The 25,467-nt window shown below is 72.6% G+C and carries 24 protein-coding genes; 15 read left to right on the top strand and 9 right to left on the bottom strand.

Annotation, left to right across the window (positions count from 1 at the left end; genetic code table 11):
- Positions 1-124 precede the first annotated feature (124 nt).
- Positions 125-1,087 carry a PDR/VanB family oxidoreductase gene (locus ACIBNE_RS34505; RefSeq protein WP_399278746.1) on the top strand — a complete coding sequence of 321 codons (963 nt, stop codon included), beginning with the start codon at positions 125-127 and terminating at the stop codon, positions 1,085-1,087.
- 278 nt (positions 1,088-1,365) lie between these two features.
- Complete coding sequence (locus ACIBNE_RS34500) at positions 1,366-2,517, top strand: PQQ-dependent sugar dehydrogenase (RefSeq protein ID WP_399278744.1); 1,152 nt, start codon at positions 1,366-1,368, stop codon at positions 2,515-2,517.
- 16 nt (positions 2,518-2,533) lie between these two features.
- On the opposite strand, the gene ACIBNE_RS34495 is transcribed toward ACIBNE_RS34500, so the two are convergent.
- Both ACIBNE_RS34495 and ACIBNE_RS34490 read right to left on the bottom strand, forming a co-directional pair.
- Positions 2,534-3,304: a GntR family transcriptional regulator gene (locus ACIBNE_RS34495; RefSeq protein ID WP_399278742.1), complete on the bottom strand. Its 771-nt coding sequence runs from the start codon at positions 3,302-3,304 to the stop codon at positions 2,534-2,536.
- Positions 3,301-3,846, bottom strand: coding sequence for a GntR family transcriptional regulator (locus ACIBNE_RS34490; RefSeq protein WP_399278740.1), 546 nt, complete (start codon positions 3,844-3,846; stop codon positions 3,301-3,303). Before ACIBNE_RS34490 ends, ACIBNE_RS34495 begins: the two co-directional genes overlap by 4 nt.
- A gap of 156 nt (positions 3,847-4,002) precedes the next feature.
- On the opposite strand from ACIBNE_RS34490, the gene ACIBNE_RS34485 reads away from it, so the two are divergent.
- The 5 genes from ACIBNE_RS34485 to ACIBNE_RS34465 all read left to right on the top strand — a co-directional run bounded on the left by ACIBNE_RS34485 (position 4,003) and on the right by ACIBNE_RS34465 (position 9,718).
- Positions 4,003-4,422 (top strand): ATP-binding protein, encoded by a 420-nt coding sequence (locus tag ACIBNE_RS34485; protein WP_399278738.1) that lies wholly within the window; start codon positions 4,003-4,005, stop codon positions 4,420-4,422.
- 71 nt (positions 4,423-4,493) lie between these two features.
- Positions 4,494-5,138, top strand: coding sequence for an HAD-IA family hydrolase (locus ACIBNE_RS34480; RefSeq protein ID WP_399278736.1), 645 nt, complete (start codon positions 4,494-4,496; stop codon positions 5,136-5,138).
- Positions 5,139-5,273: 135 nt separating this feature from the next.
- A complete protein-coding gene (locus tag ACIBNE_RS34475) occupies positions 5,274-6,770 on the top strand; it encodes a multicopper oxidase family protein (protein WP_399278734.1) in 1,497 nt (498 codons plus the stop codon).
- An 89-nt stretch (positions 6,771-6,859) separates the two neighbouring features.
- Positions 6,860-8,131 carry an MFS transporter gene (locus ACIBNE_RS34470; RefSeq protein ID WP_399278732.1) on the top strand — a complete coding sequence of 424 codons (1,272 nt, stop codon included), beginning with the start codon at positions 6,860-6,862 and terminating at the stop codon, positions 8,129-8,131.
- Positions 8,132-8,281: 150 nt separating this feature from the next.
- Positions 8,282-9,718, top strand: coding sequence for a hypothetical protein (locus ACIBNE_RS34465; RefSeq protein ID WP_399278730.1), 1,437 nt, complete (start codon positions 8,282-8,284; stop codon positions 9,716-9,718).
- Between the two features lie 43 nt (positions 9,719-9,761).
- On the opposite strand, the gene ACIBNE_RS34460 is transcribed toward ACIBNE_RS34465, so the two are convergent.
- Positions 9,762-10,241 (bottom strand): SUKH-4 family immunity protein, encoded by a 480-nt coding sequence (locus ACIBNE_RS34460; RefSeq protein WP_399278728.1) that lies wholly within the window; start codon positions 10,239-10,241, stop codon positions 9,762-9,764.
- A gap of 65 nt (positions 10,242-10,306) precedes the next feature.
- Here ACIBNE_RS34460 and ACIBNE_RS34455 point away from each other — a divergent pair, with 65 nt between their 5' ends.
- Positions 10,307-10,945: a LysE family translocator gene (locus tag ACIBNE_RS34455; RefSeq protein WP_399278726.1), complete on the top strand. Its 639-nt coding sequence runs from the start codon at positions 10,307-10,309 to the stop codon at positions 10,943-10,945.
- Between the two features lie 148 nt (positions 10,946-11,093).
- Positions 11,094-12,350, top strand: a complete 1,257-nt coding sequence (locus ACIBNE_RS34450; RefSeq protein ID WP_399278725.1) for a GNAT family N-acetyltransferase — start codon at positions 11,094-11,096, stop codon at positions 12,348-12,350.
- A gap of 93 nt (positions 12,351-12,443) precedes the next feature.
- On the opposite strand, the gene ACIBNE_RS34445 is transcribed toward ACIBNE_RS34450, so the two are convergent.
- Positions 12,444-12,824, bottom strand: a complete 381-nt coding sequence (locus tag ACIBNE_RS34445; protein ID WP_399278723.1) for a VOC family protein — start codon at positions 12,822-12,824, stop codon at positions 12,444-12,446.
- A 181-nt stretch (positions 12,825-13,005) separates the two neighbouring features.
- On the opposite strand from ACIBNE_RS34445, the gene ACIBNE_RS34440 reads away from it, so the two are divergent.
- On the top strand, positions 13,006-13,134 hold the full coding sequence (locus ACIBNE_RS34440; RefSeq protein ID WP_399278722.1) for a hypothetical protein: 129 nt from the start codon (positions 13,006-13,008) through the stop codon (positions 13,132-13,134).
- Between the two features lie 46 nt (positions 13,135-13,180).
- On the opposite strand, the gene ACIBNE_RS34435 is transcribed toward ACIBNE_RS34440, so the two are convergent.
- On the bottom strand, positions 13,181-13,960 hold the full coding sequence (locus ACIBNE_RS34435) for a helix-turn-helix domain-containing protein (protein WP_399278720.1): 780 nt from the start codon (positions 13,958-13,960) through the stop codon (positions 13,181-13,183).
- Positions 13,961-14,197: 237 nt separating this feature from the next.
- Between ACIBNE_RS34435 and ACIBNE_RS34430 the strand changes: the two genes are divergently transcribed.
- Both ACIBNE_RS34430 and ACIBNE_RS34425 read left to right on the top strand, forming a co-directional pair.
- A complete protein-coding gene (locus ACIBNE_RS34430; protein WP_399278718.1) occupies positions 14,198-14,866 on the top strand; it encodes a DUF4097 family beta strand repeat-containing protein in 669 nt (222 codons plus the stop codon).
- A gap of 183 nt (positions 14,867-15,049) precedes the next feature.
- Positions 15,050-16,177, top strand: a complete 1,128-nt coding sequence (locus ACIBNE_RS34425) for a methyltransferase (protein ID WP_399278716.1) — start codon at positions 15,050-15,052, stop codon at positions 16,175-16,177.
- On the opposite strand, the gene ACIBNE_RS34420 is transcribed toward ACIBNE_RS34425, so the two are convergent.
- Positions 16,153-17,559 (bottom strand): MFS transporter, encoded by a 1,407-nt coding sequence (locus ACIBNE_RS34420; RefSeq protein WP_399278714.1) that lies wholly within the window; start codon positions 17,557-17,559, stop codon positions 16,153-16,155. The genes ACIBNE_RS34425 and ACIBNE_RS34420 overlap by 25 nt on opposite strands.
- A 65-nt stretch (positions 17,560-17,624) precedes the next feature.
- Here ACIBNE_RS34420 and ACIBNE_RS34415 point away from each other — a divergent pair, with 65 nt between their 5' ends.
- Complete coding sequence (locus ACIBNE_RS34415; protein WP_399278713.1) at positions 17,625-18,620, top strand: helix-turn-helix domain-containing protein; 996 nt, start codon at positions 17,625-17,627, stop codon at positions 18,618-18,620.
- 8 nt (positions 18,621-18,628) lie between these two features.
- On the opposite strand, the gene ACIBNE_RS34410 is transcribed toward ACIBNE_RS34415, so the two are convergent.
- Complete coding sequence (locus ACIBNE_RS34410; RefSeq protein ID WP_399278711.1) at positions 18,629-20,143, bottom strand: serine hydrolase domain-containing protein; 1,515 nt, start codon at positions 20,141-20,143, stop codon at positions 18,629-18,631.
- Positions 20,144-20,292: 149 nt separating this feature from the next.
- Complete coding sequence (locus tag ACIBNE_RS34405) at positions 20,293-21,405, bottom strand: zinc-dependent alcohol dehydrogenase family protein (RefSeq protein ID WP_399278709.1); 1,113 nt, start codon at positions 21,403-21,405, stop codon at positions 20,293-20,295.
- Positions 21,406-21,517: 112 nt separating this feature from the next.
- Between ACIBNE_RS34405 and ACIBNE_RS34400 the strand changes: the two genes are divergently transcribed.
- Positions 21,518-22,735: a winged helix DNA-binding domain-containing protein gene (locus ACIBNE_RS34400; RefSeq protein ID WP_399278707.1), complete on the top strand. Its 1,218-nt coding sequence runs from the start codon at positions 21,518-21,520 to the stop codon at positions 22,733-22,735.
- 329 nt (positions 22,736-23,064) lie between these two features.
- On the opposite strand, the gene ACIBNE_RS34395 is transcribed toward ACIBNE_RS34400, so the two are convergent.
- Entirely contained in the window at positions 23,065-24,060 is a 996-nt protein-coding gene (locus tag ACIBNE_RS34395; RefSeq protein ID WP_399278705.1) for a GlxA family transcriptional regulator, read from the bottom strand.
- Positions 24,061-24,228: 168 nt separating this feature from the next.
- Here ACIBNE_RS34395 and ACIBNE_RS34390 point away from each other — a divergent pair, with 168 nt between their 5' ends.
- The gene (locus ACIBNE_RS34390) at positions 24,229-24,819 is read left to right on the top strand and encodes a cysteine hydrolase family protein (protein WP_399278703.1); all 591 of its coding nucleotides are present in this window, start codon (positions 24,229-24,231) and stop codon (positions 24,817-24,819) included.
- The last annotated feature ends 648 nt before the right edge of the window (positions 24,820-25,467 follow it).

The raw sequence follows: 25,467 nt of genomic DNA, 5'->3' as shown, positions 1-25,467 counted from the left end.
CTCCGACCCCCTGTGGCCCCCTGCTCCCGCCACGGAAGCAGGGGGCCACTCGTCCCACTCCCCGAAGTCCTCTTGCCCCCCTTGCCCCCATAACTGACGCCGCCGTACCCAAAGGACCGAACCGATGACTGCTGAACAGGAACTCCTCGTCCAGGAGACCCGCCAGGAGGCGGACGGAGTCCTGGGCCTCCTCCTCACCCATCCCGAAGGCGCGGAGCTGCCCGCCTGGGAGCCCGGCGCCCACCTGGAGCTGACGCTCCCCTCGGGCCTGGTCCGCCACTACTCGCTCAGCGGCGACCCGGCCGACCGGAGCGTCTACCGGCTGGGCGTCCTGCGGGTGCCCGACGGGCGGGGCGGATCGGCGGAGCTGCACGACACGGACCTGACCGGCCGGCGCCTGACCGTACGCGGCCCGATCAACCGCTTCCCGCTGGCCCCCGCCGAGCGCTACCTCTTCATCGCGGGCGGCATCGGCATCACCCCGCTGCTCCCGATGGTCCGTCAGGTCGCCGCCGACCCCGACGCGGCGCCCTGGTCGCTGGTGTACGGCGGCCGCTGCCTCACCTCGATGGCGTACCGCGACGAGCTGGCGGACCTGCCGGGCGACGCGGTGACCTTCGTACCGCAGGACACCGACGGCTGCCCGAACCTGGACCTCCTCCTCAAGGACCTCGCGCCCGGCACCGCCGTCTACACCTGTGGCCCCGAGGGGCTGCTGCGCGCGGTCGAGGAGCGCTGCGAGCGCTGGCTGCCGCCGGGGACGCTGAACCTGGAGCGGTTCGGCGCGGGCCCGAAGCCGGAGAAGCCCGCGGTGCCCGACGGCGCCTTCGAGGTGGCGCTCAGCCGCACCGGCAAGACCCTGCTGGTCCCGCCGGACCGCACGCTCCTCGAAGTCGTGCGCGAGGCGGTGCCGAAGGTCGCCTCCGGCTGCGAGGAGGGCTTCTGCGGCACCTGCGAGACGAAGGTGCTGGGCGGCGAGCCCGAGCACAACGACACGGTGCTCACCGACGACGACCGCGCGTCCAACACGACGATGATGATCTGCGTGGGCCGGTCGAAGGGCGGACTGCTCACGCTGGACCTGTGAGGGCCCCGGTGGACCGGGGGCGAACGGCGCGCCGCCGTCGCCCCCGGTCCGCGCGTTCGCCCCGGAAGACGGCTCCGCCCCGGAAGACGGCGAAGGTAGCGAAGACGGCGAAGATGGCCGAAGTCATGGTCTACACCAACCACTCCCGTCCCCGTATCCTCACCCGTGGCCAGTAGCACACCGTCCCCCCACCCGTGCTGCGTGCCGGCCCCGGGCGACGCGTCCGCGAATCCGCCCCGAGCAGCCGGGTGACCTCCCCAACCCCCAGGAGGATCACGGTGAAAGTACGCACCGGAAGTTCGGCGATCGTCGGCGCCCTCTGCCTGGTCGCCTCCCTGGCGTTCAGCACGGCGTCCGCCGAGGAGGCGAAGGCCCCCCGTCCGATCGCCCCGAAGGTCGCGCTCACGAAGGTGGCCACGGCCCAGAACCCGATCGCGGGCACCGCGGGTCCGGGCGGCACTGTCTGGATCGCCGAACGGGCCGGGACCGTACGGGTCCTGGGCCACGGCGGCCTCGGCGCGCCCGTCCTCGACATCACGGCCGAGACCACCACCGACGGCGAGCGCGGCCTGCTGGGGATCGCGTTCGACCCGAAGTTCGCGCACTTCTACATCTCGTACACGAACCTCCAGGGCACCAGCACCGTCGACGAGTTCGCGGTGCGCCGCGGCAAGCTCCTGCCGAGCACCCGGCGCACGGTCCTCACCCAGGAGCAGCCGTACGCGAACCACAACGGCGGCGACATCAAGTTCGGCCCCGACGGCTACCTCTACATCGCCTTCGGCGACGGCGGCTCGGGCGGCGACCCGCACGGCAACGGGCAGAACCTCGACACGCTGCTCGGCAAGCTGCTGCGGATCGACCCCAGGGGCGGCAGGCCGAGCGGCAAGCCGTACGCGATCCCGGCGGACAACCCCTTCGTGACCGCGCCCGGGACACGGCCCGAGATCTGGTCGTACGGGCTGCGCAACCCGTGGCGCTTCTCCTTCGACGCGCGCACGGGCGACGTGCTGATCGGCGACGTCGGCCAGAGCGAGTGGGAGGAGATCGACTGGTCCCCGGCGCGCGGCAAGGGCGGCGAGAACTACGGCTGGTCCCAGATGGAGGGCACCCACCCCTTCCGCGGCGGCACGGAGCCCGCGAACCACGTCCGCCCGGTGCACGAGTACGACCGCAACGGCCTGGGCTGCTCGGTGACCGGCGGCTTCGTCTACCGGGGCGGCGCGATCCCCGCGCTCAGGGGCCAGTACGTGTACGCCGACTACTGCGACGGCACGCTGCGCACCCTGCGCATCAGGAACGGCAAGGTGACGGAGAGCGGCGACCTGGCGGTGGACGGCGGCTCGGTGTCCTCCTTCGTCCAGAGCGCCAGGGGCGAGCTGTACGTCCTGGACCTGGGCGGAGCGGTCAACCGGCTGGACCCGGCGTGAGGACGGCGGTACGGGCTCACGCTTCCGGCGCGAACTCGTACCGCAGCTCGTAGAGGTGCCCCGCCTTCACCATGACGGTGACCTCGACCGGCCGCCGGTCGTCGCCGTACACGACGCGCAGCGTACGGAGCACGGGGAGGTCTCCCGGTAGACGCAGGAGGCGGTACTCCTCCTGGGTGGGGACCCTGGCCGAGACCCGGTCGACGCCGAGCCGGGGCGGGTGCCCCAGCTCGGCGAGCAGCGTCGGGGTACCGCCCTTGATCTTCCGCCTCTCCGCGAGAGGCGTACCGCGGGCGATGGCCAACGGATAGTAGGAGGTGACGAGTTCGGCGGGCTCGCCGTCGATCGAGAGCACCTGGCTGCGGAACTGCGCGTGCTCCCCGTCGGCGAGCCCGAGCGCGGCGGCGACATCGGCCGGAGGCCGGACTTCCCCCACGTCCAGCAGTGTGCTGCGGGGGTCGGCACCGAGCTTCGCCAGCTCGGCGAGCCACGGGTAGGGCTCGCCTGGGCCGGCCGGATCGAGGGAGGAGGCGGGGCGCACGGTCCGCTGGCGGTTCTCGCGGACGGTGACCGCGGCTCCGGCCCGGCCGACGACCAGCTCCTCCTCCTTGAGGAGCTGGATCGCCTTCTGGATGGTCGCGTTCGAGGCGCCGAAGCGGTCCTTGAGCTGCGTCGTCGACGGCAGCTTGGCCCCGGGGGCCAAGTCGCCGCCCATGATTTCGTCGCGGAGGTCGGCGGCGATCCGCTCGTGCAGGGAGCGCCGGTCTTCGTGGAGGGGCACGGTCATCCGATCGCGATCTCGTAGCGCAGCCGTTGGCGGTGCGCGGGCATGGTCATCAGGTCGGCCTGGACGGGGCGGCCGTCCCCGTCCAGGGTGACTCGCGCGATCCGCAGCACCGGCTCGTCGCCACCCATGCGCAGTGCCTCGCGCTCGGCCGCGTCGGGCATCCGCGCGGTCACGTCCTCCCGGACCTTGACCCCGACGTGGCCGAGCGAGGCGAGCAGCGTGACGGCGCCGCCGGGGATCTTCGCGGTCCCGGCGAGGCGGGTGCCCGCCGCGATGGACGCCGGGTAGTAGGTGTCCGTCAACTCGCAGGGCACGCCGTCGAGTTCGATGACCCGGCGGCGTACGACGACGGCCTCGCCCACCGTCAGTCCGAGCAGCCCCGCCACGTCCTCGGGCGCGGGCACCTCCCCGGCGTGGACGATGCGCTGGCTCCCTTTGCCGCCCCGGGCCGCGGCCTCCTCGGCCCAGGCGTCGGGCCGCCCCTGCTCGCGGGGCAACAGATACGGCATCGAGACGCTGACCCAGGCGCTGTCGTCGCTCATGGTGTCCTCCTGCGCGGTCGGGGGTCCTGCGCTGCTGCTTCACACGGTAGGCGACAGGGACCCGACATCCGTTCCCCTTGTCATCCTTGCTGCTTTTCGCGAATAGCGATACGTTCGCCCTCATCGTACAGCCCAGGATCAAGGCGGTGGTTCACCGTGCCCCTGTCACGGCAACGACGTTTTCCCCGCGCACGGCGCTCAGTCCCGGAGGCCCGGTCCTTCGCGCGGGAGGTGCTGACCGAATGGGGCGTCGCGCGAGGGCTGGACGACATCTGCCTGTGCGTGTCCGAGCTGGTCACGAACGCCGTACGGCACGGAGCCCCGCCGGGGCGAGAGTTCGCCCTGACCCTCGTAGGGGAGGGCGAGCTGATCCGCGTCGAGGTGCGGGACAGCGGCGGCGGAACACCGCGCGTCACGCACGCGGGGCCGGAGGACTGCACGGGGCGCGGACTCCAGTTGGTGACGGCCCTGGCGAACGACTTCGGCGTCACCGAACACGCGATCGGCAAGACGGTGTGGGCGTCCTTCAAAGGGACCGCGCCGGGCGAGGGCTCTCGGTCGAACGGGCGGTCCTGAGGCGTCGCGGCCGTCAGTGCGCGGTAGCGTCGCCGAAAAGACTCCCCCCTGAGGGAAGGAGCAGCCACCGGATGCCACACAGGACTGATGTCGCCGACAGGCGCGGCCTGATCCTCGACTTCGCCGGGGTGCTCACCGCCAGACCGACCGACGTCCACCGTGCCTGGTGCGTGTCTGAAGGGCTGGACCCGGGCGCCTGGCGCGACACCCTGAACGGCCACCCCGAGGGGCGGCGGCTGTACACGGCGCTTGAGGTCGGGGAGATCGGGCAGGTCGAGTGGAACGAGGGCACGGCCGCGCTGCTGGGTGCGCACGTGGATCCCGTGAACCTCATGGGGCGGGCCTGGACAGGGGTGCCTGCTGCACACCGGATGGTCGCGTTCGCACGCGCCGCGCGAGCTGCCGGTCATCGACTCGCCCTGCTTTCCAACAGCTTCGGTCTCGATCCGTTCAATCCGTACGAGCACGTGGGGATCTGGGACCTCTTCGACGTGCACGTCGTGTCCGAGCTGGAAAGGGTGGCGAAGCCCGACCCCGCGATCTACCGGCTCGCCCTCGACCGCATCCGACTACCCGCCGAGCGCTGTGTCTTCGTGGACGACCGTTCGGCGAACCTCCCGCCAGCCGCCGCACTGGGAATCACCACGGTGCACGTCACGGACGAGGAGGCGGCCGTGGCCGAGCTCGCGGCGCTGCTCGGTGTCCCTGTCGGGTGAGCCAGCGGTCCTGCCTCGCAGTCCTGCGCGCCGCCCGGCGCACGTGACGCTCGGAAGGCGGGCAGTCAGTCTTACTTTCTCCTCGGGACTGTGGCGTTTGCATTCATTTCGGTCCGCATGAGGGACGTTGGATCCGTGTCGTACCGGAAGAGCCTCTCCCGTTCCCCGTTCCCGCGTCGGTCCGTGCTGACCCGGCGGGGGTTACTGCGGGCTGCCGGGAGCGGTGCCGGGGCGCTCGTGCTCGGGGCCGGGACCGGGGCGGGGGACGGGGCTGCCGGGGGCGGGGCCGCCGCCTTCGCCGCCGACGCGTTGTTCGGGGTGCCGTTGCGGGTCGCGCGTACGCTGCGCGCCCACCCCCGGCGTACCGGCAAGGGCGTCGAGTACGACCTGTACCGCCTCGTCACCCGCGAGTCGACCACCACGATCGTGCCCGGCACCACCACCCGCCTGCGCACCTTCAACGGCGAGCCCGTCCCCGTCATCCGCGCCACCCAGGGCCGCCCGGTCGTCATCCAGCAGGTCAACCAGCTGGACGTGCCGTTCGCCATGCACCTGCACGGCGGCCACGTCGCCGCGCACTACGACGGGCACCCGGTCAACGAGCTGGCCCCCGGCGCCAGCCGCTTCTTCCAGTACCCCAACAAGCAGCGCGCGTCGAGCATGTGGCTGCACGACCACTCGCACCACGCGCACGCCGAGAACATCTACCGGGGCGCGGTCGCCGGGTACCTCCTGACCGACGACTTCGAGCGGAAGCTGCCGCTGCCCAAGGGCGCGTACGACGTCCTGCTGCACCTGCGCGACGCGAACGTCGCCCCCGACGGGACCCTCGTCTACGAGCAGACCGGCGGCGCGGCCGCCCGCACGGTCTTCCTGGTGAACGGCTCGCCCCGGCCGTACTTCCGGGTGGCCGCCCGGAAGTACCGTTTCCGCTTCACCAACACCTCCAACGAACGCGGCTTCCTGCTCCAGCTGGGCGACGGCGACGAGATGACGCACATCGCGTCCGACGGCGGGCTGCTGCCCGCGCCCGTGAAGACCGGGTCCCTGTGGCTCTGGCCCGCCGAGCGGCAGGAGGTCGTCGTCGACTTCTCCCGCTACCCCGTCGGCTCGAAGGTCGTCCTGAAGACCCTCGCCACCAACGGCGACGAACCGCCCGAGATCATGCGCTTCGACGTCGCCCGCCGCGCGGCCGACGCCAGCTCGGTCCCCGACGAGCTGCGCCCCAACCCCGCGCTCGGCGCCCCCGCCGTCGAGCGCTCCTTCACGATGTCCTTCGACCCGGCCGCCGGCCACCACCTCATCAACGGCAAGCACTTCGACCCGGGAAGGGTCGAATTCCGGCCCAAGCTCGGCACGACGGAGATCTGGACGATCCACAACGCCGACACCGGCTTCGGCATCCCGCACTCCTTCCACGTGCACCTGGAGCACTTCCAGGTCGTGGACAGGGACGGCCGGGCGCCGGGCCCTGGCGAGGCGGGGCTGAAGGACACGATCACCGTGCTGCCGGGCACCAAGGCCCGGGTGAAGGTCAGGTTCACCGACTACAAGGGTCGGTTCATGTACCACTGCCACATGATGGGGCACCTGACCATGGGAATGATGGGGCAGATGGAGGTCGTGGACTGACGGACCGCCCGTCCCTTTTGACGGAGACCCGTCCCTCCCGGCGGAGACCCGTCCCTCCCGGCGGGGAGCGGAGAGCGGGGAGCTGAGGGATGGCGGGCAGACGATCACTGGGGCGGGGCTTCGACCTCCTCTGGGCGGCGTACGCGGTCAGCACGTTCGGCACGTGGCTCGCGTTCGACGCCTTCGCCCTGATCGCGATCCTCGTGCTGCACGCCGGACCGGCCGAGGTGTCGGCACTGGCGGCCGCGGGCCTCGCGGTCGGCGCGGTGGCGGCCGTGCCGCTCGGGCCGTGGGTGGAGTTCCGCCGCAAGCGGCCCGTGATGGTCGCGATGGACCTGATCAGGTGCGCCGCGCTGCTGAGCGTGCCCGCCGCGTTCGCGCTCGGACACCTGGGCCTCGCACAGCTCGCGGTCGTCTCGGTGGTCGTCGGCGCGGCCGACATCGCCTTCAGGGCGGCGAGCGGCGCCTGTCTGAAGGCGCTCGTACGGCCCGAGGACCTGCTCGTCGCCAACGGCAGGTTCGAGTCCACGACCTGGACCGCCACCATGCTCGGACCGCCGCTCGGCACGGCCGCGATCGGGTTCTTCGGACCCGTACCGACCGTCGTCGCCAACGCGGTCAGCCACCTCCTCTCGGCCGCCGGGATCCGCGCGATCGGCGGGGACGAGCCGCGCCCCGAACGCACCGGGGCGCCGACCCGCTTCCGGGCCCGCGACCTGGTCGAAGGGTGGCGGTACATCCTCACCCACCCGACGCTGCGCCCGCTCTTCGCCAACACGGTCCTGGTCAGCGCCCTGATCATGGCGACGTCGCCGCTGCTCGCCGTCCTCCTGCTCGCCGACCTCGGCTTCGCGCCCTGGCAGTACGGCCTCGCGTTCGGCGTGCCCTGCGTCGGCGGCCTGGTCGGCGCGCGGCTCGCGCCCCGGTTCGTGGTGCGCTTCGGACGGCACAGGACCCTGCGCGTCGCGGGGACGCTGCGGGCGTGCTGGCTGCTCGGCCTCGCCTTCGTCGGCCCAGGCCCCGCCGGGCTCCTCCTCGTCGTGCTCGTCGAGTTCGGGCTGATCACCTGCATGGGCGTGTTCAACCCGGTGTTCGCCACCTACAGGCTGGAGCGGACCGCGAAGGACCGGATCGCCCGCACCCTCACCGCGTGGACGATCACCAGCAAGCTGACCGTCGCCGCGCTGACCGGGCTGTGGGGGCTGCTGGCGGGGCTGACCGGGACGCGTACGGCGATCGGGATCGCCGGGCTCCTGATGCTGGCGACGCCGCTGTTGCTGCCCCGGCGGGACAGGGCTGAGACGGGGGCGGATGTGGGGGCGGAGGCGGAGGCGGAGCGGGGGGCCGACGCGCGGAAGTGAGGCGTACGCCGCCGAAAACCGGCGCGAAACCGACGGCCGCGACACTCGTCGAAACGCGGTGCGCGGTGCGCACCGCGGGGCGCGCGGCGTACGACGCACGGCGTACGGGCGCACCGAGCACGCGGTTCCGCGACGGAGGGGAAGGCCGCCATGACCCGGTTCAGGCACGCGAACGTCACGGTCGAGGACATCGAGGACCTGGTGGCCGACCTTCAGCTGGAGCGCGCGGGTCTCGCGGGGCGCGACCCCGAACCGGCCGCGGCGCGCGCGGCGCGCTTCCGTGACGAGGCGGCGTTCCTCGGACTGTCGCGGCTGGTCGCGGAGTTGACCGGGGCGACCGGGACGACTGGGGTGAGCGGGGCGACTGGCGCTGAGGGTGGGGCGTACGCGGCCGGTGCCCCCGCGTACGACGCCGCCGACGAGGACGCCCGCCGCGCCGCGTACCGCACGCTGCTCGCCGCCGAGCGCGCCGGTGCGGACGAACTGTGGCGGTCGCTGAGCGCGGGCCGGGTGACGGGCCGGGGGACGGACCGGGGCGACGCGTGCTCGGGGCCCGTACTGCCCCCGCTCCCCGGGGCGTACCGGCAGAACACCGCGTCGGCGGCGGCCGCGGCCGTACGGGACCTGGGGCCGATCGCGCGGGGCTGGGCGCGCGCGGCGGGGCTGCGCCAGGACGCCGGGACGGAGCCGTACAACTGGCCCTGGCTGCGCACCGGCAGGGGGCTCGTGACCGGGCCCGCGGCCGTGGCGCTGCCCCGCCACGACGAGCTGCTGTCCGCGCTGGTCGAGCGGTTGCGGGGGTACGGGCTGCTGCCCGCCGCGCACCGGATGCGGCTGGTCCCGGCGGGGGAGAGCGGGGTGCGGGCCACGCCCGTACGGCTGCCGGGACTCTCGCTGCTGGGCGTCGAACCAGAGGTCGTCCCGGCGACGTTCGAGCGGCTGCCGCACGCGCTCGGGCACGTCGCGGAGCACGCGGCGCGCCCGTCGGGGGGCCGGCTCGCGGAGCGCTGGGAGCTGTGTCCGCTGCGCTCGGAGGGGTGGGCGCTGCTCGTCGGCCGCCTCACGCAGTCGCCCGCGTTCCTGATGGGGCTCGGCCTGGAGGAGCGGGACGCGCGGGCGGTCGCGCGGTTCCTGGTGACCGGTGAGCGGTTCGACCGGGGGCTGTTGGCGGCGGACCTGGTGCTGGCGGAGTGGCTCGCGGAGTGCCGGGACGCGGCGGGCGCGCTGGCGGCCGCGGCGGAGGTCGGCGCGTGGACGGGCCTCGGGCGGGCGCCCGAACTGTGGCTGCGGCGGCAGACCGGGGTCGCGGCGGCGCGGCGCCGCTTCGAGGGGTACGCCTGGCGGGACGCGGCGCTCGCACAACTGACGGCGGCCCACGGGGCGGACTGGACGGAACGCGACGGGGCGTGGGAGGCGTTGACGGGGGCGCTGTCCGGGACGGAGAGCGCGGTCGACTTCCTGGCCGCACTGCGCGGCACGCCACCCCGGGGCACGGTCCCGGCCCGGGGGAGCGGCCCGACTGGGGGGAGCGGTCAGGAGCGGGGGAGCGGTCAGGAGCGGCGGCTGATGGTGGCCGCGGCGGCGTGAGCGCACCCGTACCCGTAACCCCGTACCCCGTGCCCGTACGCGGTCACGTGCTCATGCCGTAGCCCAGTTCCTCCGCTCCGACGCACCAGAAGGAGTTCTCGTCGGCGACCGCGTCGGGGTCCGTCGCCCCGAAGCGTTCCAGCAGTGCCTCGGTCAGTGCGTCGGCGGCCTGTTCCGCCAGGTCCACCGCCTCGTCATCGGGCAGGTCGTCGCCGGGTCCCTCGTACGCGGCGGCCTCGGCGGCCGCTTCGGCGTAGGCGCGGTTGAAGGCGATGAACGCCTCGACGCCGGTGTTCAGCAGGTGGGGCGGGGCGTCGTCCGGCAGGCACCACAGCGAGCCGTCGTCGTGCCGTACGCCGAGCGCGCTCACTCCCGGGTCGACCGCGACCAGGGAGTACCGCGCGCCGTTCGTCGTGCGCTCGGGGAAGGGGGCGTGCTGCCACGTCCCGGGATACGGACAGCCGGTGCGGTCGGCGCCTTCGGCGTACCGGGCCAGGAGCGGGGCCAGTTCGGTGCTGGTCATGCCGGGAACCTAACCCGGGCCACTGACACTCCGGGGCGGGCGGGGGTGTCGTAGGCTCGCCCTCCATGTCCGTAAGCACTTCGCTGTGGTCCTTCGCCCTCGTCGTGGGGCTCCTCACCCTGACCCCCGGTCTCGACACCGCCCTGATCCTGCGCACCTCGGCCGTCGGGCGGCGCAGGAAGGCCTGGGGCGTCGTCCTGGGCATCCAGTCGGGCACCCTCATGTGGGGCGCGCTCACCTCCCTGGGCGTGACCGCGCTCCTCACGGCCTCGCACCTCGCCTACACGGCGTTGCGCTGGGCCGGCGCCGCCTATCTCGTGTGGATGGGCGCCCGCATGCTGCTGGCCACCTTCCGGGGCCTGCCCGCGACCGGCGACGACGACGGCGACCTGCTCAGCGGGAAGGACTCGGTCGCCGCTGGCTGGCGGCAGGGGACGCTCACCAACCTCCTCAACCCGAAGGTGGGCGCCTTCTACGTCGCCGTCCTGCCCCAGTTCATCCCCGCGGGCACCAACCACTTCGCCATGGGGCTGCTGCTCGCGTCGGTGCACGTGCTGCTCGGTCTGGTGTGGTCGGCCGTCCTCGTCGGGTTCGCCCGCGCGGTGCACGGCTGGCTGCGCAAGCCCCGGGCCCGGCTGCTGCTCGACCGGATCACCGGGAGCGTCATCGCGGCCTTCGGCGTACGGCTGGCGCTCAGCGACTGAGGAGGCGCGCCCGGCCTGGCTCTGCCCGGTCCAACCCGGCTCGGCCCGGCTCCGCCGTAATTCGGTTGACCGGGCCACGGGTCGGCGCTGCATGGTGGCCCGGGGCCACGGGGCGTGGCACCCGTATCCCGAGGAGGCAGCGGCAGCGATGGAGATCCGTTCCACGACCGACGAGGACTTCGACGTCCTCATCGACACGGTCCACTCCGCGTTCGGGCTCGACCTGGAGACCCCGAAGGACGGCGGCGGGCTCTGGTGGTCGGCGATCGAGGCGGAGCACGGCCTGCTCGCCCGTACGCCGGAGGGGCGGCCCGTCGGCACCATGGCCTCGTACCCCTTCGAGCTCACCCTGCCCGGTGAGGTCCTCGTCCCCGCCGTCGGACTGACCTCCGTCGGCGTCCTGCCCTCGCACCGGCGCCGGGGCGTGCTCAGCGCGCTGATGCGGCACCAGTTCACCGCGTTGCGGGAGGGCGGCGAGTTCCTGTCCGTGCTGCTGGCGTCCGAGGCCCTGATCTACGGCCGGTTCGGCTACGGCCCCGCGACCCGCACGTCGCGCCTGACGGTGCAGCGCCACCGCTCGGCCCTCGCCGTTCCCCGGGCGCGCGGGCCGCTCCCGGCCGGTTCGACCAGCGGCTCGGTTGACGGCCCGACCGGCGGCTCGGTCGACGTGCTGCGCCGTGCCGAGTGCGGCGAGATCCTGGAAGAGGTCTACGACCGGTACCGCCGCGCCCAGCCCGGTGCGCTGTCCCGGTCGCGCCGCTGGTGGACCTCGGGCGGAGGACAGCCGCCGGTCGCCCCGGCGCCGCGTTACGTCGCCGTCCACCGGGACGCCGACGGAGTGCCCGACGGGTACGCGAGCTATGCGATCGACCGCACCGGCGACGTCAGCACGCTGACGGTCGACGAGACCGTCGCCGTCGACGACACCGCCTTCACGGCCCTGGCCCGGTTCGTGCTCGAACACGACCTGGTCTCCCGGGTCGTGTTCAAGCACGTTCCGCCCGGACACCCGCTGCGCTGGCAGCTCGCGGACTTCCGCGCGGGCGAGGTGAGCGGGGACACCGACTGGCTCTGGGTGCGGCTGCTGGACGTTCCGCGCGCCCTGACCGCGCGCGGCTGGTTCGCGGACGGCGAGCTCGTACTCGACGTGGACGACCCGTTCCTCGGCGAGCGCGGCCGCCACCTGCTGACCGTCCGGGACGGCAAGGCCGAGTGCGTCCCGACGGACCGGGACCCAGACCTGTCCCTGGACGTGCGCGACCTGGGTTCGGTCTACCTGGGCGGCACCGCCCCGAGCACGCTCGTGCGCGCGGGCCACATCAGGGCCCACCGGCCGGACGCGGTCCAACTCGCCGACGCCCTCTTCCGCGGCGAGCGTGCCCCGCACTGCCTGCACTGGTTCTGACCGCACCGATCCCGCGTCCGCACCCGTCCCGCGTCCGCACCCGTCCTGGTTGTGGCTCCGGCTGTGCGCCCTGACGGGGTGCGGACGCGGGACCTACGGGGTGGCGGCCCGGTCGGAGTCGCTGCGCAGGACGCAGAATTCGTTGCCCTCGGGGTCGGCGAGCACGACCCAGCCCGCGCCGTCGGGCTCGCGGCGGTCGGCGACGAAGGAGGCGCCGAGGTCCAGCAGCCGGGCCACCTCCTGGTCGCGCGAGGTGTCGGGGCGCAGGCACAGGTGGATCCGGTTCTTGACGGTCTTGGGCTCGGGCACCTGGTTGAAGTACAGCACCGGGCCCTCGGCCAGTGTCACCTGGGTCTCCCGCGCGCCCGGCACGTCCTCCGGGTGCAGCGGACAGCCCGTCACCCCGCTCCAGAACCGGGCCAGCCCGTAGGCATCTGCACAGTCGATCGCCACGTTCTGTATCACCGAGATCATGGACGCGAGATTACCGAGATCACGGCGCGCGCCTCCCCGGTCTCCGCGCCGCGCGCCACCCGATCGCCGCCCTCGCACCCCTCTCCAGCAGGAACTTGAGAAGAACTAGAGAGAAAATCGAGATGCCCCCGGCACGCTGTTCGTCCGAGGGAACACCGCCTGATCTGGACGGAGAGCCGCCGTGCACCAGAACCACGAGAAGTCCCGCCGCCAGTTCCGCGACATCCCGCCGACCGCCCCGCCGCTGCTCCTCGCGGGCGCGGACGACGAGGACGCGACGGAACCCCACCTGGTGCGCGGCATCGACTGACGGCGCGGTGGTTCGACCCGTACAGATTCGACCCGTACAGACGTGGCTATTCGCGCTCCGGATCCTCCGGACCCGCTCCGCCCTCCGGACCCGCTTCGGCCGCGTTCTCCGGAAGCTGCTCGGGCTTCGTGTAGAGGACCTCCCGGGCCTGTTCCGCCGCGCGGATGATGCTTTCGCCCACGAAGTCGACGAAGCGGGCGATGTTCTCCAGGCGGACCGCCGCCGGGGTGCCCGAGCCGAGGACCGTGACGCCCTTGCGTGCGGTTTCGGCCAGTTGGGCGTGGGAGCGGGCACCCGCCACCATCGACTGGTACCAGACGTCGTCGTCCACGACGTACCGCTCACGGCGTTCGTCGCGTTCCCTGCGGATGAGGTTCAGACTCTCCAGGAACGCGACCGACTTGGAGACGGACGCCGGACTGACCTGAAGATGCCGGACCAGTTCGGACGCGGTGATGCTGCCCGCGTCCGTGGTGTATAGGCAGGTCAGCACCCGGGAGGCCATCTTGGGCAGGCCCGACTGGGCGAAGACGGCGGTGAACGCCTCCTCGAACTCGCGCACCGACTCCGCGTCGCGCCCGTGTCCCTGCGGGGGCGCCTGGGTGTCACGGGGCGCGGTCTGTCTGCGGCGGTGGGCGCGGCGTTCGGTCGCGCGGTGGGCCGCTTCGGCGCGGTAGGCGGTGGGGCCGCCGTTGCGCATCACCTCGCGCGTGACCGTCGACGTGGGGCGCTCCAGGCGCCTGGCGATCTCGGCGTAGGCCAGGCCGTCGGCCAGCCCCAGGGCGATCTGCCGACGTTCCTGCTGGGTGAGCCTGCCTCCCGGCATCGCGGCCTCCTTGTCCTTGCTCCGTCTGTGCTTCCGGTGCGGTCAGCATAGCTTTCACTCTTAATTCATTGCAACGCACTCGCGTATTGCGTTGCGTTGATATTGATTCCATTGCAATGGTTTCTCTACTCTGACCTGCAGTAATGACAATTCTGCGCAACGATCGTGTTGCTCTAATGATGAATGCAACGTAGCTTTTCCCTTGTCGGAAACAGAGACCAGCACAGGAGAGACACCATGGAGAAGTTCGCCACCACCGCCCCCGTCGCCGCCGTCCTCGACATCCCCGCGGGCCGCGTCCGGTTCATCGCGGCCGACCGGGCCGACACCGTCGTCGAGGTCCTGCCGGCCGATTCCGCCAAGGGGCGCGACGTGAAGGCCGCCGAGCAGACCACGGTCGAGTTCGGTGACGGCGTCCTGCGGATCGCGGCCCCGGCGCAGCGCCAGCTCCTCGGCGCCGTCGGCTCCGTCGAGGTGACCGTTCAGCTGCCGACGGGCTCCCGGGTCGAGGCGAAGGCGGCCGGCGCCGAACTCCGGGGCGTCGGACGGCTCGGCGACGTCGTCTTCGAGGGCGCGCAGGGCGAGATCAAGCTCGACGAGGCGGCGAGCGTCCGCGTCACCACCGAAGCGGGCGACGTCGCGATCGGCCGCCTGGGCGGCCCCGCCGAGATCACCACCAAGAAGGGGAACATCCGCATCGCCGAGGCCGTGCGCGGCGAGGTCGTGCTGCGCACCGAGGCGGGCGACGTGTCGGTCGGCGCCGCCCGCGGAACCTCCGCCACGCTGGACGCGGGCACCGGATACGGCCGGATCCGCAACACGCTCAACAACGTCGAAGGCGCCGCCGCCGGGCTGAACATCCGCGTGACCACGTCTTATGGCGACATCGAGGCCGACAGCCTCTGACGGTGACGACCCCCGAAACCCGTCGGCGGCGGCGCCGAGTGGCAAGAACCGGACTCCCGGCGTCCCACGGTGTTGCCGTGGCGCGATCATCGCGATAGTCGTTCTGCGCATACCGACACCGACCGGTCGGTAACCGCAGACCGTCACACGGCGGTCGAAACCGCAGGGGGAAGGGGAACGAACGTGGTCCAGGAATTCAAGGCGGAGGGTCCCGCTCCGCTCGATCGAACCATGGAGGCGGCCTTCGCACCCATGACCGCGCTGATACTCCGCGCCGCCGTACGACTCAGGATCGTCGAACTGATCGGCGCGGCATCCGGAACAGCACCCGGAACAGCACCAGGTACGGCATCCAGTACGACGGGCAGTACGGCATCCGGTACGGCGTCCAGTACGGCCGGCACGTCGTACATCGACGTCGCCCGAGCCGCGGGGACCCACCCCGAATCCACCCTCCGGCTGATGCGCACCCTCGCCGCCCTCGACCACCTGCGCGAGGACGCACCCGGCACCTTCTCCGTCACTCCCGCCGGAGCCCTGCTGGACCGGGACCACCCGGGCTCGATGGCCGCCCTGATCGAGGTCTTCACGGACCCGGTGACACTGCGCGCCTTCGACCACCTGGACGACAGCGTGCGCAGCGGAGAGCCGATGTTCGACGCGGTCTTCGGCACCGACGCCTTCTCGTACCTCCATCGGCACCCCGAGCTGACCGAGCGGTTCAACACGGCGATGAGCTGCTTCACCGGCCAGATCGCGGCGGCCCTGCCCGAGGCGTACGACTTCGGGCGGTTCGGCACCGTCGCCGACCTCGGCGGCGGCGACGGCACCCTCATCTCGGGCGTGCTCCGCGCCCACCCCGGGCTCAACGGGATCCTGTACGACACCGAGGCGGGCCTCGCCCAGGCGCCCGCGACGCTGAAGCGCAACGGCGTCGCCGACCGGTGCTCCCTCGTGCCCGGCGACTTCTTCCGCTGGGCCCCCGAGGGCGCCGACCTCTACATCCTCAAGAGCGTGCTGCACGACTGGTCGGACGACCGGGCGGTGACCGTCCTCGCCAACTGCCGCGCCGCGATGCCGCCCGAGGGGCGCGTACTGATCCTGGAGTCGGTGCTGCCCGAGACCGTCGCGCCGGACGGACCGAAGGCGCCGTACATGACCGACCTCAACATGCTGGTCAACGCGGGCGGCAAGGAGCGCACCCGTCGCCAGCTCGACGAGGTGTGCGAGCGGGCCGGACTGACCATCACCGAGACCGGCGAACTGCCCGCGCCCCGTGCGTTCTGCTACTTGGAGGCACGCGCCCTCTGAGCTCCCGAGCCGTGCGTTCCCGAGCCGTGCGTTCCCGAACCATGCGCTCCCGAACCGTGCGTTCCCGGACTCCAGGTCCCTGAACTGCCCGGCTCCCGGCGGCCGGTGCCGCGTCCCGCACGGGACACGGCACCGGCCCGAAGGCCTCCCGCCCCGCCGCCCCGCGCCACCTTGACCGCCCCCGCCAGCGCCACCGCCCCGAGCACCGCGACCAGGGCGCACACCCCGGGCCACCCCACACGCTCCCAGGCTCGCGCCCCCGTCCAGGAACCCGCGCTCCCGCCGAGGTACGCGCACGTCATGTACGCGGTGCTCAGGCGCGAGCGCGCGTCGGCGCGCAGCGCGTAGATCCGTACGGTGTTGGCGACCGAACCGCACTGCATCGCCACGTCCAGGACCAGCGTCCCCGCCACCAGCCCCGCGATCCCCACCGCACCGCCCAGCGTGCCCAGCGCCAGCACCGGCACCGACGCGAGGACCCCGACGAGGCACACCAGGTTGACCGCGTCGGGCCCGCGCCGGTCGACGACCCGGCCCGCCACCGGCGTACAGAGCATCGTCACCGCGTTGACCAGCGCGAGCGTCCCCGCCGCCCGCGCGTCCAACCCGTACACCGGACCCGTCAGCAGCAGCGCGACCGCCGTCCACACCGCCGAGAACCCGGCGAACACCGCGGCCTGGTAGCCGCACGAGCGCCGCAGCCCCGCCTCGGCGCGCAGCAGCCGCAACGGCTCGGCTAGCAGCGCCGGATACCGCTGCCGCGACGTCGGCGCCGTCACCGGAAGCGCCCGCGCCAGCACCGCCGCGACCAGCAACGACAGGGCCCCGGCCAGCAGATAGGGGGCCCGCCAGCCCAGCCACTCGCCGAGCGCCCCGCCCGCGGTCCGCGACAGCAGCATCCCGGCGATGCACCCGCTCAACAGCGTCCCGCTGACCTGCCCGCGCCGTTCCCGCGGCACGAGCCCGGCGGCCAGCGGGCCCAGCACCGGGGCGACCACCGTCGCCGCACCGACCGCGACGCTCGCCGCGGCCAACGGCACCAGCCCCGGCGCGGCCCCCGCCGCGAGCAGCGCGAGCCCGGCGGCACAGAGCAGCGCCACCATCAGCGGGCGGTGCGGCAGCCGGTCGCCGAGCGGCACGAGCAGGAAGATCCCCAGCGCGTACCCGCACTGCACCGCGGTCACCACCAGCGCCGCCGTCCCCTCGGGCACTCCGAGCCCGGACGCGACCAGGGGCGCGACCGCCTGCGGGAAGTAGACGTTGCCCACCGCGACCCCGCAGGCGAGCGCGAGCAGCAGAACGGTCCCCCGGCCGATGGGGGCGTTCCCCGTGCGGGCATTCCCCGTGCGGGCATTACTCGTTCCGGTGTCCGTGTCTCTCATACGGGAAGTGCAGCCGGAACCGCGCCCCCTGCCCAACGATGTAGCCCAGCGCTTAACGTTCGAACGTGATCAGCTTTCTGCTCGGCGCCGACGACCTCGCGGACACCCGGTTCGCCATCTCGCCGTTGCAGGAGGCCATGGGCAGTCTGTGGGCACTGAGCGACCCGGGGCGCTACCCGCTGCACGCCCCCTGGCGCCGCGCCGTCCTCGAACGGCTCGATCCGCGCGACGCACGCGTGCTCCTCGCCCTCGTCGGGCCCCGCTTCGCGCTGCCGGACTTCCTGACGCCCCGCCCCACGAACTTCGCGCCCACCCTCGACGAGGAGCTGGCCGCCGTCGCCGCGACCGGACCCGACGTCGTACGCCGCGACCTGCGCGCCACCTACGCACCGCACCCGCTGCCCGCGCTGTTCGCCGCCGTGGACGCCCCCGGCGACGAGCCCGTCCTCGCGCTGCGCGACCGGCTCGGCGCGCTGCTGCGCCGCTACTGGGATCTGGCGTTCGCCCCGGACTGGCCGGCCATGCGCCTCGTACTGGAGGCCGACGTCACCCACCGGGCCCGCAGCCTCGCCACGGGCGGCGCACGTCGGCTCTTCGACGAGCTGCACCCCAACCTGCGCTGGGACAGGGGAGCCCTGCACATCGAGCAGATGATCGGCAGGCACCGCGTCGCGGCGGACGGCCGGGGGCTGCCGCTGGTGCCCTCCCTCTTCGCGTACAAACCCGTGCCGCCGCTCAGCCCTGACGTGCCGCCGGTGCTCACCTATCCGAGCCGGGGCGTGGCCACGCTCTGGCAAGCGGCGCCGGAGCCCGTACCGCGCGGGGCGCTCACCGCGCTGCTCGGCGGCCCGCGGGCGCGGCTGCTCGGCCTGCTCGACGAGCCGCTGCCGACGGTCGAACTGGCCCGGCTGCTCGCGGTCACCCCCAGCGCGGTCTCCCAGCACCTGCGGGTGCTGTACGGCGCCGGGCTGGTCACCCGGGTCCGGGACGGCCGCCAAGTCCTCTACCGAAGGAGCGAGTTGGGGGACCTTTTGGCGGTCGACCGTGCCGGAGCCGGGTGACACCGACCTCAGCCCGCGCGGCTCGGCCTCGGTATCGACGCGGCGGGCGCTGCCCCGGCGATCGGTGCGGCCAGTGGCGCGGACAGCGGCGCGGCCAGTGGCGCCGGTATGGGTGCCTGTATCGATGTCGACGTCGGTGCCTGCTTGTCGAACATCGCGCACATCGCGCCGGACACGAGTGCCCGGGAGGCCTCGGTGAGCTTCGCGGGGAACGCCTCCGGGTACTCGGCGAACGCCTCCGTCGTGACGACGACCGTGGCCGTACGGCTGCCCGTCGAATCCGTGATGTTGACGCTGAGGTAGCCCGGTATGCCGCCGTCGTGCGTCCACACCGTGCCGCACGGGGACGTGGTGGTCATGATGCCGAGCCCGTAACCGGGTCCGTCAGGCAGGTCCGGTATCACCGGCACCGTGGTGCGCAGCTGCGCCAGCTGCGCGGCGGGCAGCAGCCTGCCGGACATCAGCGCGGCGTAGAACCGGTCCCAGTCGCGCGCGGTGGAGACCACGGCCCCGGCCGCCCCGCCCCACGAAGGGTTGTTGTCGGTCACCTCCACGTGCCCCGCGCGGTTCGGCCCCGCGTACTCCCGCAGCTCGGCCGGCACCCCCGGCGGCATGTGCGCGGCATCGGGTTCGTACCCCCTGGCGTGCGGGCCGCGCAAGGTGGAGTCCGTGGCGTAGTAGGTGTGCTTCAGGCCCAGCGGGCGGGCTATCCGGTCGCGTACCAGCGAGGCCAGACTCCTGCCCGTCGCCTTCTCCAGGACGGCGCCCACCGCAGCGTAGTTGGTGTTGCTGTACGCCCAGGAGGTGCCGGGCGGGAACAGCGGATCGTGCTTCACGCCCACGGCGAGCAACTGCTCGGAGGTCCACGGCCGCTGGTCCTTGCCCAGGATCGCCGGCGTGAGCGCGGGGTCCGCGGTGTAGTCGGCCAGACCACTGGTGTGGTTCAGCAGCATGCGCAGCGTGATGGCCCCGCCGTCGGGCACCTGGCCCGGCAGCCACTTCTCCACCGGGTCGGTCAGCGCGAGCCTGCCATCGGCGACCAGTTGCAGCACGAGGACGGCCATCATGGTCTTGGTGTTGGAGCCGACCCGGAATCCGTCGTCGGCCCGCAGCCGCTGCTCCTTCGCCGCCCAGGGCGCCTGTTCGGTGATCTCGACGGGCCGCCCCCGTCCGTTGTTCACGCGCACGATCACCCCGGGCGCCCCCGCGGCCACCATGTCCTTCGCCAACAGCTCAAGCCGGGAACGCTGACGGGCCTCGTCGCCGCTCGGGAGGGTCGCAGCGCCGCTCGGGAGGGTGGAAGCGCCGCTCGCCGCGTCGACCGGGCGCGCGGCTGCCTGCACCGGCTGGCCGAGGGTGACGGCCAGCCCGGCCGCGGCCAGTAAGGAAGCCACGGCAGCGCGCCGGGCACGCCGTCGTCGGTGGGCGGTCCTGGCCGAGGGATGTTCGTACGCGCTGCCGTACGCATCACCGCTGTACACATCACTGCCGTACGCATTGCTGGACTGCGACTCTGCTGTCATGCAGATCATCGTCGCGCCCCGACACCCCCGAGGTCACTGAGGAAAACCGTACGACTGAGGTGGTGCATGCCCCAGTTCGCAGCTGTGGCGCCCCGTACCCCTCGCCCCCCGTACCCCTTGCCCCTGGGTCCCTCGCCCCCCCGCACCCCTCAGCGGCCCACCGTCACCACGATCTTCCCCACCTGTCCCCCCGCCTCCATGTACCGGTGCGCCTCCGCGATCTCCTCCAGGTCGAACACCCGGTCCACCACCGGCACGAACGCCCCCGACCGCAGCCCCGAGGCGATGAACGCCGCCGCACGGCGCAGCCGCTCCGGGTCGCCGGTCGTCTCCGGCAGCACGTAACTCCGCATGCTCCGCCCCCGCATCGTGCTCATCGGCGGGAACGGCGTCGGCTCCCCGCTCAGCCCGCCGTACACGATCAGGCTCCCGCCCGGCGCGAGCGTCTCCGCCAGCGGCACCACCCCGGGGCCCGCCACCGGGTCGAAGACGACCTCCGTGCCCCGGCCGCCGGTCAGTTCGCGCACCCGCTCCGTCACGTCCTCCTCGTCGGTGACGACCACCGCGGCCGCCCCCGCCTTGAGTAGCGCGTCCCGCTTGGCGGCGGTCCGCGTCGTGGCGATCGGCGTCGCCCCCAGGTGCCGGGCGACCTGGATCGCGGCCACGCCGACGCTGCTGGACGCGGCGGTCAGGACGGCCGTGTCCCCCGCGCGCAGCCCGCCCGCGTCCACCAGCGCCCCGTACGCCGTCAGGTACGCCATCCACACCGCGGCGCCCTCCACCGGGCCGAGCCCTTCGGGCCGCCGGAACACGTGGGCCACGGGGACGATCGCGCGCTCGGCGTACACCGCGTAGTCGTTCATGGAGAACCCGGGCACCACGCTCACCTCGTCCCCGACCGCGAACCCCGTGACACCGGGACCCACCGCCTCGACCGTGCCCGCCGCCTCCACGCCGAGCCGGCCGGGGAACTCCCTGACGGGCTCGATGTACTGGCCGCTGCGGAACAGCACCTCGGCCCGGTTGAGGCCGATCGCGTCCACCCGCACCCGAAGCTCGGCCGGCCCCGGCTCGCCGATCTCCACGTCCTCGATCCGCAGTACGTCGGGCCCGCCGAACTCGTAGAACCGCACGGCCCTGGTCGTCCCGTTCTCCACACCCGTCGTGCTCGCCGCACTCGTTCCGCTCGCCGCGCCAGTCCCGTCCGCCGCACCCGTCCCGCTCGCCGCGCCAGCTCCGCTCTTCGCACCCGTCCCGCTCATCGTGCAACGCCCCTCGCCCCGGGGCCGAGCCCCGGCTCTAAGTACGACATCATTCGAACTACGATGAAGACCGTACAACGGAAATCGATCGCCCGTACGGCAGAATCCAGCCATGACGATCACCGCCCGCGCCCTCAACCGCGCCACGCTCGCCCGGCAGTTGCTGCTCGCCCGCGAGTCGATCGGCGTCGGCGACGCGCTGCGGCAGGTCGTCGCGCTCCAGGCGCAGCAGCCCGCGTCCCCGTACCTCGCCCTGTGGAACAGGGTCGAAGGCTTCGACCCCGCCGCCCTCGACGCCGCCGTGGCCGAATCCCGCGCGGTCAAGGCGACGCTCATGCGGATCACGCTCCACCTCGTCGATGCCGACGACTACCGCGACTTCCGCGAGGCCGTCGAGCCGACCCTGCGCGGCTCGCGCCTCGGCGACGCCCGGTTCCGCTCGTCGGGCCTCACCGCGGACGACGTCCACGCGGCGCTGCCCGACCTCCTTGCGTACGCGGAGCAGCCGCGTGCGGCGGCCGAGTTGAGTGCCTGGCTCACCGAGCGCTTCGGCGCGCCCGCCGACCCCGCCGCCTGGCGCATGCTGCGGCACTACGCCCCGCTGTGGCACGCGCCGACCGGCGGCCCCTGGCTGTTCGACACGAAGCAGTCGTACGTGGCGGCCACCGCGCAACCCGCACTGACGGAACCCGCACTGACGGAACCTGGGGCGGCCGAAGCCGGGGCGGGCGAACCTGGGGTGGTCGAACCCGGTGCGGCCGAAGCCGCCGCGGCAGGCTTGCGCGTCCTCGTCCGCCGCTACCTCGCGGGCTTCGGCCCCGCGTCGGTCGCGGACGTCGCGCAGTTCGGACTGCTCCAGCGGACCCGCGTCCGCGCCGCGCTCGCGGCGCTCGCCGCCGACGGCGAGGTCGAGGAGGTCCGGGGCGCGGACGGCACGGTGCTGTACGACGTACCGGGCGCGCCGCGCCCCGACGGCGACACGCCGGTGCCGCCCCGGCTCATGGCGATGTGGGACAGCACGCTGCTGGCGTACGCCGACCGGAGCCGCGTCATCCCGCCCGAGTACCGCAAGCACGTGACGCGGATGAACGGCGACGTGCTGCCGACGCTGCTGGTGGACGGGTACGTGGCGGGCGTGTGGCGCGTCGTCGACGGCACTGTCGAGGCGACCGCGTTCCGTGCGCTCCCCGAGGGCGCCTGGGCGGGGCTGGGGGAGGAGGCGGCGGCGCTCACCGCGTTCCTCGCGGACCGGGACCCGGAGGTCTACCGCAGGTACGCCCACTGGTGGACGAAGCCGCTGCCGGGGGTCGAGGTGCGGAAACTGGGGTGAGGGCCCGCGTCTGGACCGGGGTAGCGCGGGAGTCGGACGGGCCGGTGCCCCCGTGACCGCCCCCGCCTCAACGAGCCCTCGGGGCCCTCAGAGCCCGCAGCGCCCTCAGTCCCGAGGCGGCTCCCACTCCGCGACCGGTCCGGTGCCGTACTCGCCCTGTTGGCGGTCGCGGGCGGCGCGGTCGTCACGACGCGCGCACGGCAGCGCGGCTGAGCCCAGGCCGTACGGCCCCGAAGACCGCCCCGCGCCCCTCCACACCTCAAGCCCCCGCCCCGCGCCCCCCCACGTCTGAAGCCCTCACGCCCCCGCCCCCGTGTCCCCCCCACAGCTCACGCCTCGCCCGACGACCTGAACCGCAGGCGGTACTCCGTGGGCGTCGTGTTGAGCCTCCGGCGGAACGCCCTGATCAGGGTGTCCGTCGTACCGAAGCCGCAGACCGTCGCGATGCGGTCCAGCGTCACGTCCGTGGACTCCAGCTGGTTGCGCGCCAGCTCCACGCGCGCCGACTCGATGTACACGCTCGGCGTCGTCCCCAGCTCGGTCTTGAAGATGCGGGTGAGCTGCCGCTCGCTGACGTGCGCGTGCGCCGCCAGGTCCGTGACGGTGAGCTGCTTGCCGATGTTGCGCGTGATGAAGTGGCGCAGGTCCTCGATGCGCCGGGTGGTCGAGACCGGCTCCAGCGGCACGCTGAACTGGCTCTGTCCGCTCGGCCGCTTCAGGTACATCACGAGCTGCCGCGCCACGCGCAGCGCGATCGCCTCGCCGAAGTCGTCGGCGACCAGCGCGAGCGACAGGTCCAGGCAGGCGCTGATGCCCGCGCCGGTCCACACGTCGCCCTCGCGGATGAAGATCGGGTCGGCGTCGACCTCGACCAGCGGATGGTCGGCGGCGAGCTGCTGCGCCGTGGACCAGTGCGTGGTCGCGCGCTTGCCGTCGAGCAGTCCCGCGGCGGCGAGGATGTGCGCGCCGACGCAGACAGACGTGACCCTGCGTGACTTCCCGGCGAGTTTCCGCACCCAGTCGACGACGACGGGATCGACGAGGGCGTGCACCCGGCGCCGACTGTCGACCTCGACCGACCCCGGTACCAGAAGGGTGTCAATGCTTCTTTTGGCCGCCTCGTGAAAGGTCATGTCGGGGAGGATGCGCACCCCGGCGGAAGTGGTGACCGGGTCCATCGTCCCGGCGGCCAGGACGACTTGATAACCCGTCACGTCGTCCGTCTCGCGCTGGACCAGCGCGAACACCTCCGGCGGGCCCGTGACGTCGAGCAGGTCGACGCCCTCGAAGAGGGTGATGACTATGAGTCGTCTGACGGTGCTCATGGTTCTCCGTCTGGGTCGGGCAAACGTCGGTGTCCGGATCTGCATGTTAGATGACATTGCTGACGCACCTCGAATGGCCGTAACTTCCTTCTCGTAGCCACTCACCGCGCGGGGCGGGCTACGAGAAACACCTTGGAACATTGCAAGATACCTGTGGGGGGTATTCCAATGGCTACGACGACTCTGCGTGAGCTGAACGGCTTCGATCAGACGCCGGCGACGCTCGCCGATTCCACTCTCATCCTCGTGGACTTTCAGAACACCTACGTCGAAGGCGTGATGGAGCTGGAGGGCTGGCAGGCCGCCCTCGATTCGGCCGCCACGCTGCTGACGCGGGCCCGTGAACTCGGTTCGAGCGTCATTCACGTCATCAATGACGGCGGAGAGGGGACTCCGTACGACATCCGCGCCGAGATCGGGCAGATCCACCCGAGCGTCGCCCCCGTCCAGGGCGAGCACGTCGTGGTGAAGAAGACCCCGAACGCCTTCTTCGGCACAGATCTGGGGGAGCACGTCGACGCCGCGGGAAACACCGACGTCGTCGTCATCGGATTTATGACGCACATGTGCGTCTCCTTCACCGCCCACGGTGCCTTCCTGCGTGGAAACCGGCCCACCGTGGTCGCCAGCGCCTGCGCCACCAGGGCGCTCGACTCGGTCACCGCCGAGCTGACCGCCGAGCAGGTCCACGACAGCGCGCTCGCCACGATCGCCGATCTGTACGGCGTGGTCGTGGAGTCCGAGAAGTCCCTGGTCTGAGCGTTCCCGCGAGCCCGGCCCGAGGGGGGGGACCCGAGGGGACCGGCTGCTGGGGAGCGGCCGGTCGACCACGGACTCAAGCGGAACGCGCGGCGCGCGGGATTCCACGCGCGCCGCGCCAGTGACGTCTCACTTCTTCCCGTCCCTCGACGGGGGTCGTCCGTAAGGACGTTGGTTCGGTACGGGTGTCGACTCCGTAGAGGCGCCGACTCAGTAAGGGCGCCGACTCCGTAAGGCCGTTGAGTACGTAAGGCCGTTGAGTCCGTACGGGCATTGAAAGCACCGCGCCCGCGCCCATACCTGCACCCGCACCCGCACCCACGCTCGCCACCATTACCGCTGGATTCCACACGCTTCCGGACGGCTCACGCCCTGTTCCGGCGAGCGTTCTCCCGCCGCCCGCACCTCCGCGCGCGCCGCGTCGCACCACACCCCAGCGCCTCACATTCCCGTACGCGATCCAGCTTTCGTACGCGAATCAGTACGGCACCCCGCGCGCGCCACGCCCACGCGACCGTACGCGCATCTTCCATACACGCACCTTTTACGCACCTTCGCACACCTTTTAACGCACCTTTTGACGCACCGTTTCACGCACTTTTCCACGCCTCCGTGCGATCTCCGGCCGAGGCGTTTCCCGAGAGGCCG

It is taken from the genome of Streptomyces sp. NPDC050504 (genome assembly GCF_044458065.1).
In the GTDB taxonomy this organism is placed as follows: domain Bacteria; phylum Actinomycetota; class Actinomycetes; order Streptomycetales; family Streptomycetaceae; genus Streptomyces.
Note: the sequence above shows the minus strand (reverse complement) of the source record. Positions and strands in the feature narration are given on the sequence as shown.

Excerpts from the sequence above, each read along its gene's own strand:
- ACIBNE_RS34455 (WP_399278726.1), top strand. The coding sequence starts at position 10,307 with ATGTCCGTAAGCACTTCGCTGTGGTCCTTCGCCCTCGTCGTGGGGCTC.
- ACIBNE_RS34505 (WP_399278746.1), top strand. The coding sequence starts at position 125 with ATGACTGCTGAACAGGAACTCCTCGTCCAGGAGACCCGCCAGGAGGCG.
- ACIBNE_RS34420 (WP_399278714.1), bottom strand. The coding sequence starts at position 17,559 with ATGAGAGACACGGACACCGGAACGAGTAATGCCCGCACGGGGAATGCC.
- ACIBNE_RS34405 (WP_399278709.1), bottom strand. The coding sequence starts at position 21,405 with ATGAGCGGGACGGGTGCGAAGAGCGGAGCTGGCGCGGCGAGCGGGACG.
- ACIBNE_RS34390 (WP_399278703.1), top strand. The coding sequence starts at position 24,229 with ATGGCTACGACGACTCTGCGTGAGCTGAACGGCTTCGATCAGACGCCG.
- ACIBNE_RS34395 (WP_399278705.1), bottom strand. The coding sequence starts at position 24,060 with ATGAGCACCGTCAGACGACTCATAGTCATCACCCTCTTCGAGGGCGTC.
- ACIBNE_RS34490 (WP_399278740.1), bottom strand. The coding sequence starts at position 3,846 with ATGAGCGACGACAGCGCCTGGGTCAGCGTCTCGATGCCGTATCTGTTG.
- ACIBNE_RS34445 (WP_399278723.1), bottom strand. The coding sequence starts at position 12,824 with ATGATCTCGGTGATACAGAACGTGGCGATCGACTGTGCAGATGCCTAC.
- ACIBNE_RS34465 (WP_399278730.1), top strand. The coding sequence starts at position 8,282 with ATGACCCGGTTCAGGCACGCGAACGTCACGGTCGAGGACATCGAGGAC.
- ACIBNE_RS34450 (WP_399278725.1), top strand. The coding sequence starts at position 11,094 with ATGGAGATCCGTTCCACGACCGACGAGGACTTCGACGTCCTCATCGAC.
- ACIBNE_RS34410 (WP_399278711.1), bottom strand. The coding sequence starts at position 20,143 with ATGACAGCAGAGTCGCAGTCCAGCAATGCGTACGGCAGTGATGTGTAC.
- ACIBNE_RS34435 (WP_399278720.1), bottom strand. The coding sequence starts at position 13,960 with ATGCCGGGAGGCAGGCTCACCCAGCAGGAACGTCGGCAGATCGCCCTG.
- ACIBNE_RS34430 (WP_399278718.1), top strand. The coding sequence starts at position 14,198 with ATGGAGAAGTTCGCCACCACCGCCCCCGTCGCCGCCGTCCTCGACATC.
- ACIBNE_RS34460 (WP_399278728.1), bottom strand. The coding sequence starts at position 10,241 with ATGACCAGCACCGAACTGGCCCCGCTCCTGGCCCGGTACGCCGAAGGC.
- ACIBNE_RS34470 (WP_399278732.1), top strand. The coding sequence starts at position 6,860 with ATGGCGGGCAGACGATCACTGGGGCGGGGCTTCGACCTCCTCTGGGCG.
- ACIBNE_RS34495 (WP_399278742.1), bottom strand. The coding sequence starts at position 3,304 with ATGACCGTGCCCCTCCACGAAGACCGGCGCTCCCTGCACGAGCGGATC.
- ACIBNE_RS34480 (WP_399278736.1), top strand. The coding sequence starts at position 4,494 with ATGCCACACAGGACTGATGTCGCCGACAGGCGCGGCCTGATCCTCGAC.
- ACIBNE_RS34400 (WP_399278707.1), top strand. The coding sequence starts at position 21,518 with ATGACGATCACCGCCCGCGCCCTCAACCGCGCCACGCTCGCCCGGCAG.